Here is a 15,891-nt window from a genome sequence, read left to right as displayed (position 1 = left end):
GCATGCCCTCCAATGTCTCCTGATCCATCCAAACAGCCTATCACATCTCAACTGATTTCTGATCATCTTAAGCAAAGAAAAACCCCGCAATCGCGGGCTTCATCCCACGTACTTGCGGAGGTCTGAGTCTCAGCGAGATCACCGTTAATCGATCCTGACGAGGAATATGCTGGAGCGGTTATTCGCCCTATTTTCTCTTTGGTGGAGTCCCCGATGCTTGGTCCGTCGGTTTTCTGGTGGCCTGTCTACGATCACGCCCAGAAGCCATCGTTGGGGTTGGAGTGTTCCCGCTTTTGTGGACTCGGGATTATGCCGCGAGTTCGTGAATAGATTTATAGCCTAACTCAATTTCGTTCGGTGTCAAATACCCGAGCGTTGAATGACGCCGCCGAGTATTGTAATACCCTTCAATCCAAAGAAATGTTTCTTGCCGAAGGCGTTTCAGGGTGGGCCAAGGTTTCGTGTGGATGAGTTCCTTCTTGTAAGTGGCAAAGAATGATTCCGCTACAGCATTGTCGTAACATGTCCCGGTACGTCCGAGTGAGCGGATAATTTTATTATCCACGCAATATTCCGCAAACTCACCGGAGGTATAAACGCTGCCCCGGTCTGAATGGAATATAACGGGCATTTTTGGTCGTCGCCGGTGCACTGCCATATCCAGTGCATCGGTCACCAGAGAGGTGCGCATGTGCGTGTCCAGGGCCCAGCCCACCAAGGCCCGGGAGTGCAGGTCGATGACGGTGGCCAGGTAGGCCCACCCATCCCAGGTTTTAATGTACGTGATGTCTCCGCACCAGGCGGTATTAGGCTCCGTAGCGGTGAAGTTGCGCTTGATCAGGTCCGGCGTGTTCACTGGCTTCTCGCCGGCCACCGTGGTGACCTGCCAGGCCTTGGGATGGCGTCCCTGCAGCTGTGCGGCCCGCATGAGCCGGTGGACGCGCTTGGCTCCAATGCGCCAACCAACGGCCGTGAGATGGGCCCACGTGCGCCGAACGCCGGGGTTGCCATCCAGGTCCTCGTGGGCGGACCTGATCAGAGCAGTCAGGGTCTCGTCCTCGAGCTGGCGGGCACTGGGTCCACGGTTCCTCCAGGCGTAGTAGCCCGACTTGGATACGCCCAACTCAGCACACATGAATTTGACATCGAACTCTTCGGAATCAGCCCAGTCCGCGATAGCAGCAAAAATTACTGCTGGCCTTTCGCGAACCAGGTCGATACTTTTTTTGCAAAGTCCAGTTGCATCTCAAGCTTCGCGTTTTCCTTGCGTAAACGCTGTAATTCATTCCGCTCGGACTCCGTCAACGACTTCTCCGCTATATGGGGCCGTTTCTGGTTGATACTTCTTCACCCATTTCCTCACGGTCGTATCACTAATATCCAGTTTCTTTGCGACATCCGCGACTGAATAGCCGCCGTCGGTAACCAACGCTACCGCGTCGCGCTTGTACTCATCGGTAAAGCTCCTGCGTGTGGAACCCATAAAAGTAGTCTCCTACAATCGGGAACCCGAGCAAACCCCAACCGTGTCCACCAAACCGGGGACGCTCCAGAACGATCTGCACGGTGGGCCAGTGATTTTTTTATTGAGCCGCAATCCTTCCGAACTGGTTGTGACCGTACTGTAAAGTCGCTTCAGTACCAATTTGTTGCTTATCGTCCTCCGCGCTGAGCCGTCGCCTCGTCGCACGGATTCTGCCCTGTCGGAGATCTTGATCAAGACGACGAAACTGGGGTCTGCGGCTGCCCGAGCCGTGAGTCCCCAAGAATCCGTGGATATATCTAGTGGGCAGTGCACACCCCGGTGGCCCGGCTGTCAGTGAAACGCAGCAGCCACCGCTGCGGCCATCGTGGCCGTACACTTTCCTCAAGAACTTAAAAGGGGGCGGTCCGGATCACCGTCCCCGTTCAGTTGTTAACTACGGTGTGAGCTTGGACGAGGTGGGTTCTGCAGCAGGCATCGGCTACACGACTTGGAGAGTTGATGCTGAGTTTTGGAATAGAGGAAGAGTTTGTTCTTCTTGATGCGGCCCGGCTCCGCCCTGTCAATGATGCGCCGGAGTGCCGTGACGGTCTCAGCAAGTTGGGTTTTGGTGCTGCCCTGGTCCATCAGGAGTTCTTCCAATCGCAGCTCGAGTTTGCCTCCCCGGTCTACACCGAACTGTCCGCAGCGGCAGAGGGACTGCTTGAATTTCGGTGGGCCCTGAAAAACGTGGCCGCCACGCAGCATGTAGTGGCCGCGGGCGTGGGTACTCCCTACGATGTAGGTCCGATGCCGGTACTGACCCCGGGAGAGCGGTACGAGCAAGTCGCTGCAAATGTCCGGGCACTTGCCTGGGAACACCAAATCAACGGCCTGCACGTTCACGTTGGAGTCCCGGGCCGCGCTGCGGGTGTCGTGGCACTGAACGGGGTTCGCCGCTGGTTGCCTGTCCTTCTCGCGCTTTCCGCCAACTCGCCGTTATGGGGCGGTCACGATACTGGCTACGCAAGCTGGCGGGCGATCCACAGTCGCCGTTGGACGACTGCCGGGTGTCCTCCGCCATTTACGGACGACCGTGATTACGACCGACGCATCCGGGCGTTGTCCGGGATAGGCGCCACTTCTGATCCCGGCACGATTGCTTGGTATGCGCGTCTGTCCGAGCGTCAGCCAACCTTGGAATTCAGGGTGGCCGACGCCCAGCTGGACTCAGGGGTCACGGTTTTGCTTGCAGCCCTGTGCAGGGCCCTTGTCGCCACCGCACTGCATTCGGGCACTTCCCGGAACCAACCAGCGCCGGAACTGCTCGACGCTGCACTCTGGCACGCGGCCCGGGACGGGCTGTCCAGGTCCCTAGTTCATCCTGTTACCGGGCTGCTCGTGCCCGCCTCCGATGCGGTGCAGGCCCTGCTGGAGGAAACCCGCCACCAACTGCTAGCCAGCGGAGATTTGGCCGAGGTTGAAACCCTGCTCCGCGACACCACGACCCGAGGCTCGGGAGCCGAGCGCCAGCGGCAAGCCCTGGCGACAGGGGGCCTACCCGGTTTGGTGCTGCTTCTGGAGAGCGAATTAACGCGCACCCCTGCCGGTCTACACCGTTCGGATCAAAAGTTTCGTTCCCGGGACGCTCACGCATGACTAACTCCGCATCCTTGGCATCACGCCGCCCAGCCGGGGCCGTCCTGTTTGTGTATCGCTGATGTCAGCAGCATCTGCGTGTCCGGTCGGCAGAAATAGCGAGGTGCTGGCAGCCATGTGATGATGGGTTTACAGCATGGCTGTGCTGACAAGCAATGCACGCGGAAGGAGCCCCACCCAGTGGCTATTTTTTCCGTACTGGTGCTAGTCCATGGCCGAACAGAACATTTACGGCGCCTGTTGGCCGGGGTTGATGCGTCCGATCTGCGCCCCGCTGAGGTGGTGATCGTATACATGAACGAGCCATCCCCGGCACCAATGCAGTGTGTTGTTCCTCTCCGTACCGTGCACATCTCGTCCTCGCAGTCTCATTCCGGTCTGCCATTAGCTCGTGCGCGTAACGCGGCTGCCGCGGCCGCCCAAAGCGCCAACCTTGTTTTTCTCGATGTAGATTCCATTCCATCAGCCAACCTGTTCGCTACCTTCATGCAAGTGTTGAGCGAGGGAAAGGTCTTGGCAATGGCTGAGCCACGATATCTAAAAAAACCATTGGACTCCACACTACGAATGAACGATGAGACCTTGCTCGAGGGCTCTGTCCAACATCACACACGTAAGGGGCTTCCCAGGGAATCAACCATGTCGGCTCACGCAATGTTCTGGTCCCTAGGCTTCGCCATCCACGCTTCGGCATTTGCCGACGTGGGTGGGTTCGATGAGGGCTATAGCGGATATGGCGGGGAAGATACCGACTTCGCGTTTCGAATCCGGGAGGCGGGGATCCCTGTGCAGTTCGTGGATGCACCGGTGTTCCATCAACACCATGGCGTGTATTCCCCTCCGTTGAACCATTTCCTGGCAATCATCGACAATGCTCGCTTATTCCATGTTCGCTGGAGCGTTTGGCCGATGGAGGGTTGGTTAAACGCTTTCGTCCACCGGGGGCTCATTGCCTGGACCCCGTCCCAGTCTTCCCTTATCGTTCAGCGGATGCCCACGCCCCAGGAAGTTGAATCAGCGCGCAGCTCCGCTGCTTACTAAAAGGTGATGGAGGGGTTCTTTCCCGCCGCTGTTGCTTGCAGGAGGTCAAGGAGTCCTTGGTTGAAATCGGAAGGCTGCACAAAGAGTGTCCTCGCCAGTGCATGGGGATCGCTGTGCGCTGCGCGTTCCAGGGTCTGCGGCCAATTGAGTGCTGATGCCCAAGTTTCGATCATGTCGATACCCGCTCGGATATGTAAGGCGGCTGCGAAGGCGAGTTGCTCCGCGTAGGGACGCTCTTCGGGCACTAAAAGAACGGGTCTGTGGCAGCTCGCTGCAGCAACCACAGCGTTATGTCCAGCGGAACTGATAATCACCGTGGCCGAGCGCATGATGGTCAGAGGATCTGAAAGAACGCCGTGGAGTCGTAGATTACTGGGCAATGGTGTGACACCTTCTTCCACGGAACCCACGACGTCCCAGTCCCACTCCGGTGATGCCGCGGCGGCACGGGCCACGTGTTCCAGGGAAATGGCGGATGCCAAGGATGTTTGCACCACCACTCGTTGCTTCCCCGTCCGCTGGGCGACGTCGGGATCCACGGGTGAGGCATGATCTGCCGGTTCTGCTACCGAGAGGTAATGGCTCTTATGACCAAATTTCTCCAGATGTTCTGGTTCGTCCAAACCAACGGGGAAGTAGCCGAAAATGGTGTCTGCAAGTGAATAGGCCATTTGGTGTGCGGTGTCGTTTCGATTTCCTGGCATGCGACGGAAAGCCACTCGATAGCCACTCAATCGGGCGAAAAGTGCGACCTCAACTGAGACGTCGACCATCACCACGTCGGGATTGAACTCTTTCCACGCACGGTTCAGCTCAGCAAAACGTTCTTGAATGAGGCCACCGGTGGGAACATAATGCAAAAAATAGTCGGGGCCTACCTCGGTCTCGGGGCCCGTGGAACCCACATCAGGGGTTAACTCCACGTACTCCAAGGGGCCCTTCAATAAGGTGTTGTTGCGAGGACCGGTGCTGGCGACCTGGAGATCAAAGAGATCGCTGGCTGCCACTTTTTGGGCATGGCGCAGGTGACCGGTACCAAAATGGTGGGCATAGTAAGAAATCCTGTACCGGGTCATGACTCCTCTGAGACCAGCGAAAACGGGTGGTGGACCATGGAATGAAGTATCCGTTCATAACCTTTAATCATTTTGGCCAAGGTGAACCCGCTAGCGCGTTCCTGAACCAGCGTCCGATCCATGTTTTTGGCCTTGGACGCTGCCATTGCCAAGGCTTCGCTATCTTGACCATCAGCGACTACGCCCCCGGTTGCTCCGATGAGTTCGGTCATGGCGCCGGCGGGCAACGCGGCTACCGGTGTTCCACAGGCCATTGCTTCAAGGGTAGTGAGTCCGAATGGTTCCTCCCAGAGTGGAGAGGAGATAAAGACCTGGGAGGAAGCGATCATGTGTTGTAATTTTTGTTGATCCAGGTGACCAAGGTAGCTGATGTCATCATCGAGCTGCGGTTCAATCAGTGTCCGGAAATACTCTTGGTCGTGGATAGGGCCAGCGAACCGTAATTTCAAGGATGCTGCCCGAGCCGCGGCGATTGCCACGTGTGTTCCTTTTTCTGCTGCGATGCGTCCGGTCCAGGCCGCTACCGCGTGCTCCGCTATGACTGGTTCTTTCCAGCGAGCTGAATCAATGCCGTTATGGACGATTTCAATGTCCGGTATCCACTCTTGCCACGGCCGTGCGTTGGCTTCAGAAACGGTGACGTAACGATGCAGGAGATCTGGTGCCCTACTAGCCTCTTTGAGGATTTCAACCAGTCGGGGCAGGGGAGGGGTATGGAAGACATGAAGGGTAGGCAGCTGAACCAAGACTCGGTGCGGTACAGGACTTAACGAATTGTTTACCACAGCATCAAAGGAACCTTCCTGAATGAACCTCACTGCCCGTTCCATCGCTCCATCGAGGACTTCATGCTGTTCGTTGGTCCGTTCCTCCTCCGGGTAACCACGCACCACGAACCCGGAGTCAAGAACAGGGACCAATTGACAATCCACAACACTGCCGTCCTTGGCGAAGAGAGTCACCTCATGCCCGCGAGCAACCAAGCCGGAGACCAAATGCGCGGTATGAGACTCCATACCGCCGGCGAACGGTGAGGCGATCGGGTGATGAAGATGGGCCAATACTGCAATGCTCAAGGGATTGAACTCTTGAAGGACCTGGGGTTTCATAGCAGCATCAACAACATCGGCAGGCTCCTTCAAGTTCTTTGATACTTTTGGATTCGTGCAAAGATCAACTCAAATTTCGTTATCATTTCATAACACAACGCCGCTACAGACGCCAGTTTACTATTCGTCAGGATTAATCGGCGGCGAATATTCCAGGCCAGCTGGTGGATCCTGACTCCGCCAGTGAAGACCTGGGAATGGTTTCCTTCATAGGTCCGCGCCTCAATGAAAGCAACGATTACGGCCGATCCCTAGTGCCACAGCGATGTCGAGGATGTAGCTGTCAAAGTCAGCCACCTATGCCAGCAACACGAAGCACTGGCCCGGCGTTCAAGGTGGTCCGAACCAACTCGTCGTTGTAGACAGCCTGCAGGTACGCCACACCGGTGTCATGGACATGGTTCGTTGAGCTGGATGGCCATAGGCGAGAATCTATTCAGGAAGACGCGATGGGGCACACAGGGAACAAGAACGAGGTAGCGGTGGATGCAAAGCCTTTGAACACAAGGGACGCGGCTGACGGGCAGGATGCGGGCACCGGGCGCAACGAGACCCGCAACGAACAGCGCGACCGCAATTGGAACGACCTGCTTCAGGAACTGCGCGTTATGCAAACAGGAGCCCAAATTATCGCGGGCTTTTTGCTGACCCTGCCATTCCAACAAAAATTTTCAGAATTGGACTCGTTGGCAGTGGTTCTCTACTTGGTCTTAGTCGCACTAGCTGCTGCAGCAACGTGCCTGATGCTTGTTCCGGTGGCTATACACAGGCAGTTATTTGGATTGCAAGTCAAGAACCGTTTGGTGACCGCCGGACACCACGTGGTAGGAATCGTGTTGGCCTTGGTCGGGTTACTCGTCCTGGGAACCACCACGTTAATCTTCTACGTTGTTTTAGGCCCTATGGAGGCAGCAGTCGTCGCTTCCTTGCTCGGGTTCGCACTGATCGCAGCCCTACTCGTCTACCCTCGGCTGGCCCGAAACAAAAAAGCTGAATAAAACAGATCGTGTCACGGCCCGTGTAGAAGCCAAGTGAACTCGCTACCGGACGCAAAAAAGAATCGTGGAGGGAAAGGCCTCAGCGGTCTTCTTGTCTGCCGCGTTCAGTGCGGAATTTGATGAGTTTGTGGGTGCCATCGCAATAGGGCTTAATTCCGGACGCCCCACACCGACACAAGGCGACGGTCTGCCGTCGACGCGGCACTTCCTCACCGGTGGTGGAAACTATCGCGAAGTCTCCTCGGACCAGAATCGGCCCGTCGGGACAAAGGACAATTTCCTCACGGACTCGGTCGGTTCCCTTGCTAGAACTTTCAGGGCTGGTCTTCTCTGTCATGAGGACTTTCCTTCGTTACATTTGACAACATTTTTCCCTAGTGGCTTCGGTCCCAACATCTCGCATAGTTAGCTTCTTTCGAGAGTATGATGCCAGCATGGGGAGCGCCGCCAAGGCTATGGAAGAGCACGGTGATCCACATGCGCTGGAACACTCCACCAACGATACCGGGCCCCGCAATAAGGACGTCCATCCAAATATCAGCGCACCACTATTCAGCGGATATCCCATTCTGTCCCCGTCCATGCGGGAACCACGAGCACGAGGGCAGGGAGCGGTCTTCGTCTAAGGAATTGCTGAATACAGGCCGAGGATTATCAGAGGCAGCAGCAACAGCTCAACGACCCCGCGCACGGGCTAGGCGAAATCATTGAGGATCGCCCTCTCGCGTTGGCGGAAAAGTGTGAGACGTTGGGTGCGCTGCGTCTTACAAAGAGTTCCTGTGCGAGTCGGGCAGGCGTCGGTGACAATAATCGGCATCCACTGACGAATTGCCCTCAGGTAGCGCACCGGATTCTCTCGTCCTTGATCTGCCAGCCGGTGCGGCGGAAGAATTAGAGTCTCCCTCTGGGAAAGATACTTTGGTGGAGGGGCAGGTCATGGGATGCCGACTGACAGCGCGCAGCGCAAAGAGGTTGTACCGGACTCCCACGCCGACATGGTCCTAGCTGTCGAGAGCGCGTCCAGGGCCAGCGCAGCCGTGGCACCGAAGTAGATATTTTTGAGTTGATCCGGCTCGGTCTCGAACAGCCCACCGGCAAGATCCCGGCCCGCTATTTGCTCATGAACGGCGTCGGCCTCAACGTGTTCGTCAAAGTACCAAGTGACGTCCTTATCGAAGCCATGCCGACGGAATCCATTGCCATAGAGCTGATTAGGATGGGAGGACGTCATCTCATACGCGGCCAAATGACCCACAATGGCACCTCTGAGCCGCCGGTTCAACCCGAACAAGGACATCATGTTCGTGGACGCCAACGTCAGTGCAGGGACCATATCTATATAAGTCCCGTAAGTATCATCCAAGCCCAGCCCGCGCATGGTCCGGGCAAACAAGGCCGAGTGCATGCGGTCCTCGCGACCACCGCCGTATTCGTCTGCCTGAATCTCCACCATGGCAGCCTTTGGGCGACCGGTGAGGCGGGGAATCGCCCAGGTGTGGGGATCTGCCTCCTTGAGCTGGTAAACAGACTTGTGGATCAAGAATTCCTGCAACTGCTCTAAGGTGGCCTTCTTGGCAACATACCGTGACATCGACGGGCCGGTGTCGGTCGCGGCGAGGTCGAACAGAACGCTCGCCACTCCATCGCTGGTGGCGGCATCCAAGGCTGGCAGATCGACGATGACACGCAAAGAGTGTTCGAAAGCGTCCTCTAATTTGTGTCTGGCAGCAATGAGTCCCGGATTCCACTCCCACCGCTCATCAGACCCATCTAGGCCACTGTAGTGAAGTTCGTACAAGCAGAATAAGGTCAGCTGGAGATCTTCATTGTTGAGAACATCACTATTGATCACCACGGTGTTTGCTGCCAAGTCACTGAACGTGCCATCGTCAACTGTTTCAGTACCAGTGGGCTGTTGCAGCAGATCAAACAGAGAGCTGCTCAGGGGCCCGCGCGGTGTTGGGAATTTCATGGCCAGTCTCCTAGGGCGAGGAAGTGCATGGGTCGGTGTCCCTTATTGTAGGTCCACTGATTAGTCTTGGCTGGCCCGAGGCTGTGACGTCCAGTATTGAGCACCGCAAGTGCTTAGCGGGTTGATGCATACCAATTGGGTCCGGTTGGCTATAAAATAATCTTCTTCGATGCAGGCCTTTGTTCTTGGCTCCCGCGTGGCGGGGTCCACACCGCAGTTTTGCGTGGAGTTCACCTCATTAGACAAGCGCCATGAATAGGAGACCAACAAGCTGTGGTACCGATACGGGCTTTCAGCTTGACGGCGGAAGAAGTCAAGGCTGGTTTCTTAGGCCGTGTCGTGGAAGGAAACTTCCGTGCTCATTACGTAGTGAGCATCCACCTCGGGTGCCCTTGGGTATTCGACGTGAGAGCACCAACCGGAATCAGGCCTTCGGGTGCTGGTCTGTTTCAGGCAAAGGGGGGCGAAGCTACCATCGTCATGACGTTGGTATGTCGAAGCTTGCCACGGAGTTGGTGGGTGCTGGGCGGTCCTACTTGACGCATCGGTTGCTCGTTCATCCTTGGATATGCTGGTACCGGATGCTGCCGGTGCTGGACGATGGAATAGAGAGTCACCGCTAATGGACGTAGACCAGTGAACAAGCTGAAAGCTTGGGTCAAGTCCACGGTGAACGGCCAACGTGTGTTACTGGCGACCAAAACTGCCATAGCTGTCGGCGTCGCTTGGTTTCTGGCACCCCACATGCCCGGGGTCACGCAGGAGTTCCCATATTATGCCCCTGTGGGGGCTTTGGTGAGTATGTATCCGACGTTCATGGCATCCGCGCGGACCGGGTTTCAAACACTCGCCGGGCTAGCCTTAGGGATCATGCTGGCCGCTGTGGTGCTGCTATTGGGGGACCCCAACATCATCACCATCTCCCTCGCAGTGGGGCTGGGAGTGTTGCTTGCCGGTGTGCCACGTCTGGGAGCAGGCCGTGACTATGTGCCGATGGCAACACTGCTGGTACTCATCATCGATGGAGCCGAGGGTGTGGATGCTTTCTCCATTGGGTACGCCGTCCAGATGGCGATGGGCGTGTTGGTTGGCTTAGCCGTCAATGAGACGATTTTTCCTCCATTGACCCTGGACGTTGCACGGGTCCGAATTTCGCATGGGCGCCAAGTCCTCCTCGGCCAACTGGAGGACGTCGCGAAGGCGCTTGTGGAACAGTGGCCACCCGAGCATGAGGCCTGGGCCGCCCGCCGGCACCAATTGGAGGATACGGTCAGCGAAATCCGCGGGACCGTCCACGAAGCCAAAGAAAGCCACCAGGCCAACCCCCGAGGCATGGTGAAGTCCCGGCATCTCATCGTCAGCGAAGGCTTCGACGATCTCGCCGTCCTGGAAGTCATTACCTTCCACATCCGCGACCTTTCGGAAGTTCTCGTGGCCGCTATCTGGGAAGGGTCGTTGGAGCTCTCACTCGATGTCCGGCTACGCGAGCCGTTGAGCCGATGTTTACAGACGATAGCCGAGGTGATGCGGGCTTGGGATGAAGGAAACGAGACAGCGAAGGTCCTTGAGGAAGCTCAGGAGAGCCTTGCCGTCTTCATCAGTGTCGCGGCTGTCGAGGAGAGACACGATGTCCCCTCGCTGGCTCCCGGCATCGCTGTGGCACTGGACCTGCAGCGGATTCTCGCTGCACTCCAGCAACGACTAACGCCCGCGGACCCCAGCACCACCAATGTGTGACGGTGCCTTATATTAGACGCCAACCGGGCCACGTCGTTTCCCAACTTTCGCAACGCTGTGCTCGGGAAGTTCAAGCAAGGCTGCAACTTCGGGGAAAGCACACGTGCGCCGGCATTAGTGAAGAACAGCAGCACACTTCCCTGGACCGGCACCCGTGCGGCGGGGTAAGGGGCGAAGTTCAATGCCGCATCAATCGTGCCCCTGTGCAACATCACCCGTGGGACCCGCTCATCGAAGTCAACGGTGGAGCCGGCGCAACCCGGCTGCCTGAGCTAGAGGTGGCACGGCGCGCGAAGGCCAGACGCTGGTATACCTCCAATAGCCCACATGTACCGGCTTTTCTATCAGGCACCAGTGCCACGTAGTACCCACGAACCCGATGGAACGGGTCAATAAGGAAATCAAACGACGCACCGACGTTGTCGAGGTCTTCCCCAACCCGGCGCCGTCCTCGTCGAGCAACATGACGAGTGGGAAGCAGCACGGGACCGACGCTACCTCTTGCGAGGCGTCCATGGCCGAACTCAAGGCCATGAACACAGCACACGCAGAACCCGTGGAGGAGGTGATTTTGCTCCCAGAACTCACTGCAGCCTAATCAAAGAACTAACCCGCACGGTGTTGAGGCAAACTCCACCACTCCACGAGACGCAACCATCCTCCACCGATCCGCTTGTGCTTTGGATTGGTCCGACTTAGCGCGGCTGACCAACCACAAGCTGAGCGAGAGAGCGATGGACGCGACACCACCTGCGTACGCGTACTCGATCTTGACACCCGCGTTATGCAGACTTTCGATCCTGGCCACTGTCTCCATTATAGAAATTACTTGGACAATCTGATTCAGCCACCGAGCCAACAGTAGTTGAAGAGGAAGCCCCCTTAACGGACGGACTTGATCAAGGAGCATGGACGCACAGATGTCCAGTGCTCCGCGGTGTTTCCATCGCAACAAATTACTGCGGTGGGCTCTTTGGTAGGTGTTCTATTAGTCATCTCGTTCCGTTGGGTGGGCTTGGTGAGTCGCTAGACGTCGGAATGCCAAGAGAAGAAGTGGGAATCAATGAAAGATGGAACCAATTAGCGTTTATCGAGCCCTCCGCCATGGTTCTTTCTTAGCATGCTGTTCGGTTAACCCTGATGGATGCCAGCAGCGGTGGTGTATTGGTTGGATATCTCTCACTTCAGTGACAGTCAGGTTGCAGCGACACTCGATGGTGTCGCTGCAACCTGACTGTCAGCTGCTCCTGATCTAAGGTGCTCTTTCCTATTCGCTGACTGATCCGGTTGCGGGGAATCGTTCCCATGCTCGATGCATGGCGAGCATGTCATGGATCATCGGGATTAGGGCCGCAGCGTTGTCTCCCACCGCGATTCCAGCTGCCTCGGCTGAGATACCCGCGGCGTTTAAGGCAGCAGTCCCGGGACCCCACGCACCGATTGCTTTGGCGTGACGGAAGGCCTCTGAGAGCATAAGCGCGACTCGAGGATCCAAGGTGGTGCCAGGATGGCCGACTTTCACATCACGTGCGAGGGATGTGGCCGCTGCCGGTGTTCCTCCCGTGGCCACGATGATGGCGTCGAATTCTGTGGAACGGGCGGTGAGGTAGGTTCGCTGCACAGTCAGGGCTGGGCCATTATCGGTGCTGAGTATGCCACCAGTGGGCGCGATAACCAGTGGGACTATTCCCTCCGCATGGAGCGCCTCACGTGCAGCATCGATTTGGGATAGTTCACTGCTGGTATCTGCGATGATACCCACCACCCGGCCCGTTACGGGCCAGGCTCTGCCCAGCTGGGACAGTGCAGGGCTGGGCACTGAATCGATCTGCTGTACGGTGGCGTCCGGGACCGGCATTCCAAGCCCAGCGGCAACCGCAGCACAGAGACCAGCGTCGATGTTCGCAAGGGCCTGAAGTTGCCGCTCACGTATGTTCGTTTCGTAGCATTTGCCGAGCTCGAACGTGTAAGCCTCAATGGTGTGATCCTGCTCAACGGGGGTCAGGCTGCGGAAAAACAGCCGTGCTTGGCTGAAATGATCGTCGAAGGAAGCCGGGTTACGTCGTTCCTTAATGCTGGCGGCCACGTCTGCGGGAACATCGACGAAGGCGCCGATGTCTTTGCCGGCGAGGAAGGGACAGCCGCCGTCCAATGAGTTGGGGTGGTACGGCGCCGTTCCGGCATGGACGGCCGTCTGGTGCATGCCGTCGCGGAGCATGTCGTTAACTGGGGCATGGGGGCGATTGATGGGTAGTTGGGCGAAGTTCGGTCCGCCCAACCGCGAGATTTGTGTGTCTAGGTAGGAAAACAGGCGGGCTTGGAGCAAGGGGTCGTTGGTGAGGTCGATGCCGGGGACCAAATGACCTGGGTGGAAAGCCACCTGTTCGGTTTGAGCGAAGTAGTTTGTCGGGTTCGCGGTCAAGGTCATGAGCCCGATGGGTTGCACAGGTGCGAGTTCCTCGGGAATGAACTTAGTGGGGTCCAGAAGATCTATGCCTTCAAACATTTGATCTTCGGTGTCGGGGAATGTCTGAATTCCGAGTTCCCATTGTGGGTAAGCACCTGCTTCGATGGCGTCAGCGAGGTCCCGGCGGTGGAAATCGGGGTCCATGCCGTTAATGATTTGGGCTTCTTCCCACACGAGCGAATGCACGCCCTGCTTGGGCTTCCAGTGGAACTTCACCAGCGTGGTTTTGTCTGTTTCGTCAACAAGGCGGAAAGTATGAACACCGAATCCTTCCATGGTGCGGTAAGAGCGGGGAATTCCCCGATCAGACATATTCCAGATGGTATGCGCTTGCGCCTCCGTGTGGAGGGAAACGAAATCCCAGAAAGTGTCATGGGCGCTTTGTGCCTGCGGAATTTCGCGGTCAGGGTGCGGTTTGGCGGCATGAACGACGTCTGGGAATTTGATGCCGTCCTGGATGAAGAACACCGGCATGTTGTTGCCCACCAGATCGTAGGTACCTTCATCGGTGTAGAACTTTGTCGAGAAACCGCGGGTGTCACGGACGGCGTCCGCTGAGCCTCTGGAACCTAGAACGGTCGAGAACCGGACAAAGACCGGGGTTTCTACATCCCTAGCCAGAAACCCGGCCCGGGTGATCTTTGATGCCGTTCCGTAAGAACGGAAGACGCCGTGAGCGCCGGCCCCCCTGGCGTGAACAACCCGTTCTGGGATCCGTTCGTGGTCAAAGTGCGTGATCTTCTCCCGCAAGTGGTGGTCCTGAAGAAGGGTGGGTCCGCGGGATCCGGCCTTTAGTGAATGGTCTGTATCACCCAAACGCAGGCCTTGGGCCGTTGTCAGGTATGGACCGGACTGGGCACGGGAATTCTCCGGTGCGCCTGTCGGGCTGCCTGTGGGGGATACAGCCTCTGGTGTCTGTTGATCAGATTTGGGGGGCAGGGGTTCGTGGGGCTTCTGGGGCTCGGCAATGCTGGGAGGCTCACTGGACGGTGCGCCGGGAATCACGATGTTATCTTCAGCTGACACGCTTCGTTCTCCTTAGATCAAACTTCCTTAGCCTGGGGATCGTTGCAGACTAAATTTGGTCATCATTACACGATGAAGTTTTCTCGGCATTGCTGGGATACGGCACCAACACACACGCACAGACTAACGAAGCTTGCGACCGTATGACACCAATCACAGCTCAGGTTTTCGCGCCTGAGAGGTGCCTTCAGGCGAGACACGCTCTGGTGCGGTGCCCGCACGGGGTCGCGCGTGGATGACGTCCGTGCCGGTGAGCTTCGCTCCTCGAAGTTCTCGCGGATGGCTTGGGGTAAGAAACGTCGATACCCGCCCCAAATGTCAGAACCAGGGAACAGCGCAGTGAGGGCAAGGCGGCCCATTCCAAAGACGCTGGTGAGCCCAGCGTTTCTACCCTTCGTTACCCCATCTCATTTCATCGATGCCTTGCCGGTTTGAGACACTGGTGGCCCACTGGTTGGGTGGTCGCGGGCATCCAGCCAGTTATCCGGCGTCGAAGGATTGATCGCCGCTTTCCTGACCTTGGTTCTCGTGGCTCTGATGGCTGTCGTCACCTGATCCATCGGGCAGCTCGTCAGCGTTCTGGTGTGCCGTTTTCTGCGGGGAAGCCCCCTGCGGCTCAGATGTGCTTTGGGATCCGGGGTCTTTTTCGTCGCTTTCGTGCTGGTTTGAGTTGTTCTTCTCGGGTGTTGGGTCGAACGATGACATGTCACTCCTTGATGGTGAAGGTGGCTAATGCGGATCTAGGATGAATCTATCCGCGGCCGATGCAATTGTCGACAGTTTCAGCCTTCCGTCTTAAATTTTATGGTCGTCGGGACCGGGAAATCAGCTGCCCCATCGCACTGGGATCGAGGCCCTTCAGCAGTGTCTGGACGTCACGGCGGGCCTCCACGACGTCGGCGTCGCGCAGTTCAGCCTCGCTAGTTCCGCCGCTGGTGAGGCCGATCATGGGCAGATCGAGTTTTGCCGGTGCCGCAGCTCGTGTTGGAACGGGCGAATCATTGGCGCTACGACCAAGGCACCGTCCACGATTTCGTGCTAGGTATTGCCGATGCCCAGGACGATCACCAGGACTAAAGACACAAGGGGCCGGCGCTGGCGCGCCGGTCCCTTGGTACTGGTTCCCGTCCGCTGGCGCGGTGCGATAACCGAGGGCTTGGTACTCGCGAGCTCCCACCAAGCTAGAGGACGACCGCTGCGCGGTCGACTGTTAGGGGCAATGCCGTTCGGTTAGGTTCTGAGGGGTGTTGTCAAGATCTTGGTGGTGAGTGTGGCGGGGTAGGTGCGGCGGTCGGGGCTTCGTTCTTTGGCACGGTATTTGGAGATGGCGCGTTTGATGATCCG

13 protein-coding genes and 1 pseudogene are annotated in these 15,891 nt (G+C 57.3%); 5 read left to right on the top strand and 9 right to left on the bottom strand.

From position 1 onward, the window contains the following. Window positions 1-307: 307 nt before the first annotated feature. Together QMG25_RS19635 and QMG25_RS20685 are read right to left on the bottom strand one after the other, a co-directional pair. Window positions 308-1,219, bottom strand: a complete 912-nt coding sequence (locus QMG25_RS19635; protein WP_283462780.1) for an IS3 family transposase — start codon at window positions 1,217-1,219, stop codon at window positions 308-310. A 63-nt stretch (window positions 1,220-1,282) separates the two neighbouring features. After that, on the bottom strand, window positions 1,283-1,483 hold the full coding sequence (locus tag QMG25_RS20685; RefSeq protein ID WP_502866457.1) for a transposase: 201 nt from the start codon (window positions 1,481-1,483) through the stop codon (window positions 1,283-1,285). A 501-nt stretch (window positions 1,484-1,984) separates the two neighbouring features. On the opposite strand from QMG25_RS20685, the gene QMG25_RS19630 reads away from it, so the two are divergent. Then, window positions 1,985-3,121 (top strand): carboxylate-amine ligase, encoded by a 1,137-nt coding sequence (locus QMG25_RS19630; protein WP_283462778.1) that lies wholly within the window; start codon window positions 1,985-1,987, stop codon window positions 3,119-3,121. A 180-nt stretch (window positions 3,122-3,301) separates the two neighbouring features. Continuing rightward, window positions 3,302-4,162: a glycosyltransferase family 2 protein gene (locus QMG25_RS19625; RefSeq protein ID WP_283462777.1), complete on the top strand. Its 861-nt coding sequence runs from the start codon at window positions 3,302-3,304 to the stop codon at window positions 4,160-4,162. On the opposite strand, the gene QMG25_RS19620 is transcribed toward QMG25_RS19625, so the two are convergent. Next, window positions 4,159-5,238 (bottom strand): glycosyltransferase family protein, encoded by a 1,080-nt coding sequence (locus QMG25_RS19620; protein WP_283462776.1) that lies wholly within the window; start codon window positions 5,236-5,238, stop codon window positions 4,159-4,161. The two genes, QMG25_RS19625 and QMG25_RS19620, sit on opposite strands and share 4 nt — an antisense overlap. Next, complete coding sequence (locus QMG25_RS19615; RefSeq protein WP_283462775.1) at window positions 5,235-6,380, bottom strand: glycosyltransferase; 1,146 nt, start codon at window positions 6,378-6,380, stop codon at window positions 5,235-5,237. The genes QMG25_RS19620 and QMG25_RS19615 overlap by 4 nt, the downstream gene beginning before the upstream one ends. A gap of 353 nt (window positions 6,381-6,733) precedes the next feature. Between QMG25_RS19615 and QMG25_RS19610 the strand changes: the two genes are divergently transcribed. Continuing rightward, window positions 6,734-7,345 carry a DUF6328 family protein gene (locus QMG25_RS19610; RefSeq protein ID WP_283462774.1) on the top strand — a complete coding sequence of 204 codons (612 nt, stop codon included), beginning with the start codon at window positions 6,734-6,736 and terminating at the stop codon, window positions 7,343-7,345. Window positions 7,346-7,424: 79 nt separating this feature from the next. Here QMG25_RS19610 and QMG25_RS19605 read toward each other — a convergent pair whose 3' ends face one another. Continuing rightward, window positions 7,425-7,682: a CDGSH iron-sulfur domain-containing protein gene (locus tag QMG25_RS19605; RefSeq protein ID WP_283462773.1), complete on the bottom strand. Its 258-nt coding sequence runs from the start codon at window positions 7,680-7,682 to the stop codon at window positions 7,425-7,427. Window positions 7,683-8,279: 597 nt separating this feature from the next. Continuing rightward, entirely contained in the window at window positions 8,280-9,317 is a 1,038-nt protein-coding gene (locus QMG25_RS19600) for an iron-containing redox enzyme family protein (protein ID WP_283462772.1), read from the bottom strand. Window positions 9,318-9,953: 636 nt separating this feature from the next. Between QMG25_RS19600 and QMG25_RS19595 the strand changes: the two genes are divergently transcribed. Then, window positions 9,954-11,054 carry an FUSC family protein gene (locus QMG25_RS19595; RefSeq protein ID WP_349307163.1) on the top strand — a complete coding sequence of 367 codons (1,101 nt, stop codon included), beginning with the start codon at window positions 9,954-9,956 and terminating at the stop codon, window positions 11,052-11,054. A gap of 331 nt (window positions 11,055-11,385) precedes the next feature. After that, a pseudogene (locus tag QMG25_RS19590) lies at window positions 11,386-11,652 on the top strand (transposase); the annotation flags it as partial. Between the two features lie 669 nt (window positions 11,653-12,321). On the opposite strand, the gene QMG25_RS19585 reads toward QMG25_RS19590, so the two are convergent. The 3 genes from QMG25_RS19585 to QMG25_RS19575 form a co-directional block, all read right to left on the bottom strand. Beyond that, on the bottom strand, window positions 12,322-14,547 hold the full coding sequence (locus QMG25_RS19585) for a catalase (RefSeq protein WP_283462771.1): 2,226 nt from the start codon (window positions 14,545-14,547) through the stop codon (window positions 12,322-12,324). A gap of 480 nt (window positions 14,548-15,027) precedes the next feature. Then, on the bottom strand, window positions 15,028-15,252 hold the full coding sequence (locus QMG25_RS19580) for a hypothetical protein (protein WP_283462770.1): 225 nt from the start codon (window positions 15,250-15,252) through the stop codon (window positions 15,028-15,030). Between the two features lie 97 nt (window positions 15,253-15,349). After that, window positions 15,350-15,496, bottom strand: a complete 147-nt coding sequence (locus tag QMG25_RS19575; RefSeq protein WP_283462769.1) for a hypothetical protein — start codon at window positions 15,494-15,496, stop codon at window positions 15,350-15,352. Between the last annotated feature and the right edge of the window lie 395 nt (window positions 15,497-15,891).

Origin of the sequence: Arthrobacter sp. H35-D1 (assembly GCF_030063185.1) — a bacterium.
Classification (GTDB): Bacteria; Actinomycetota; Actinomycetes; order Actinomycetales; family Micrococcaceae; genus Specibacter.
Note: the sequence above shows the minus strand (reverse complement) of the source record. Positions and strands in the feature narration are given on the sequence as shown.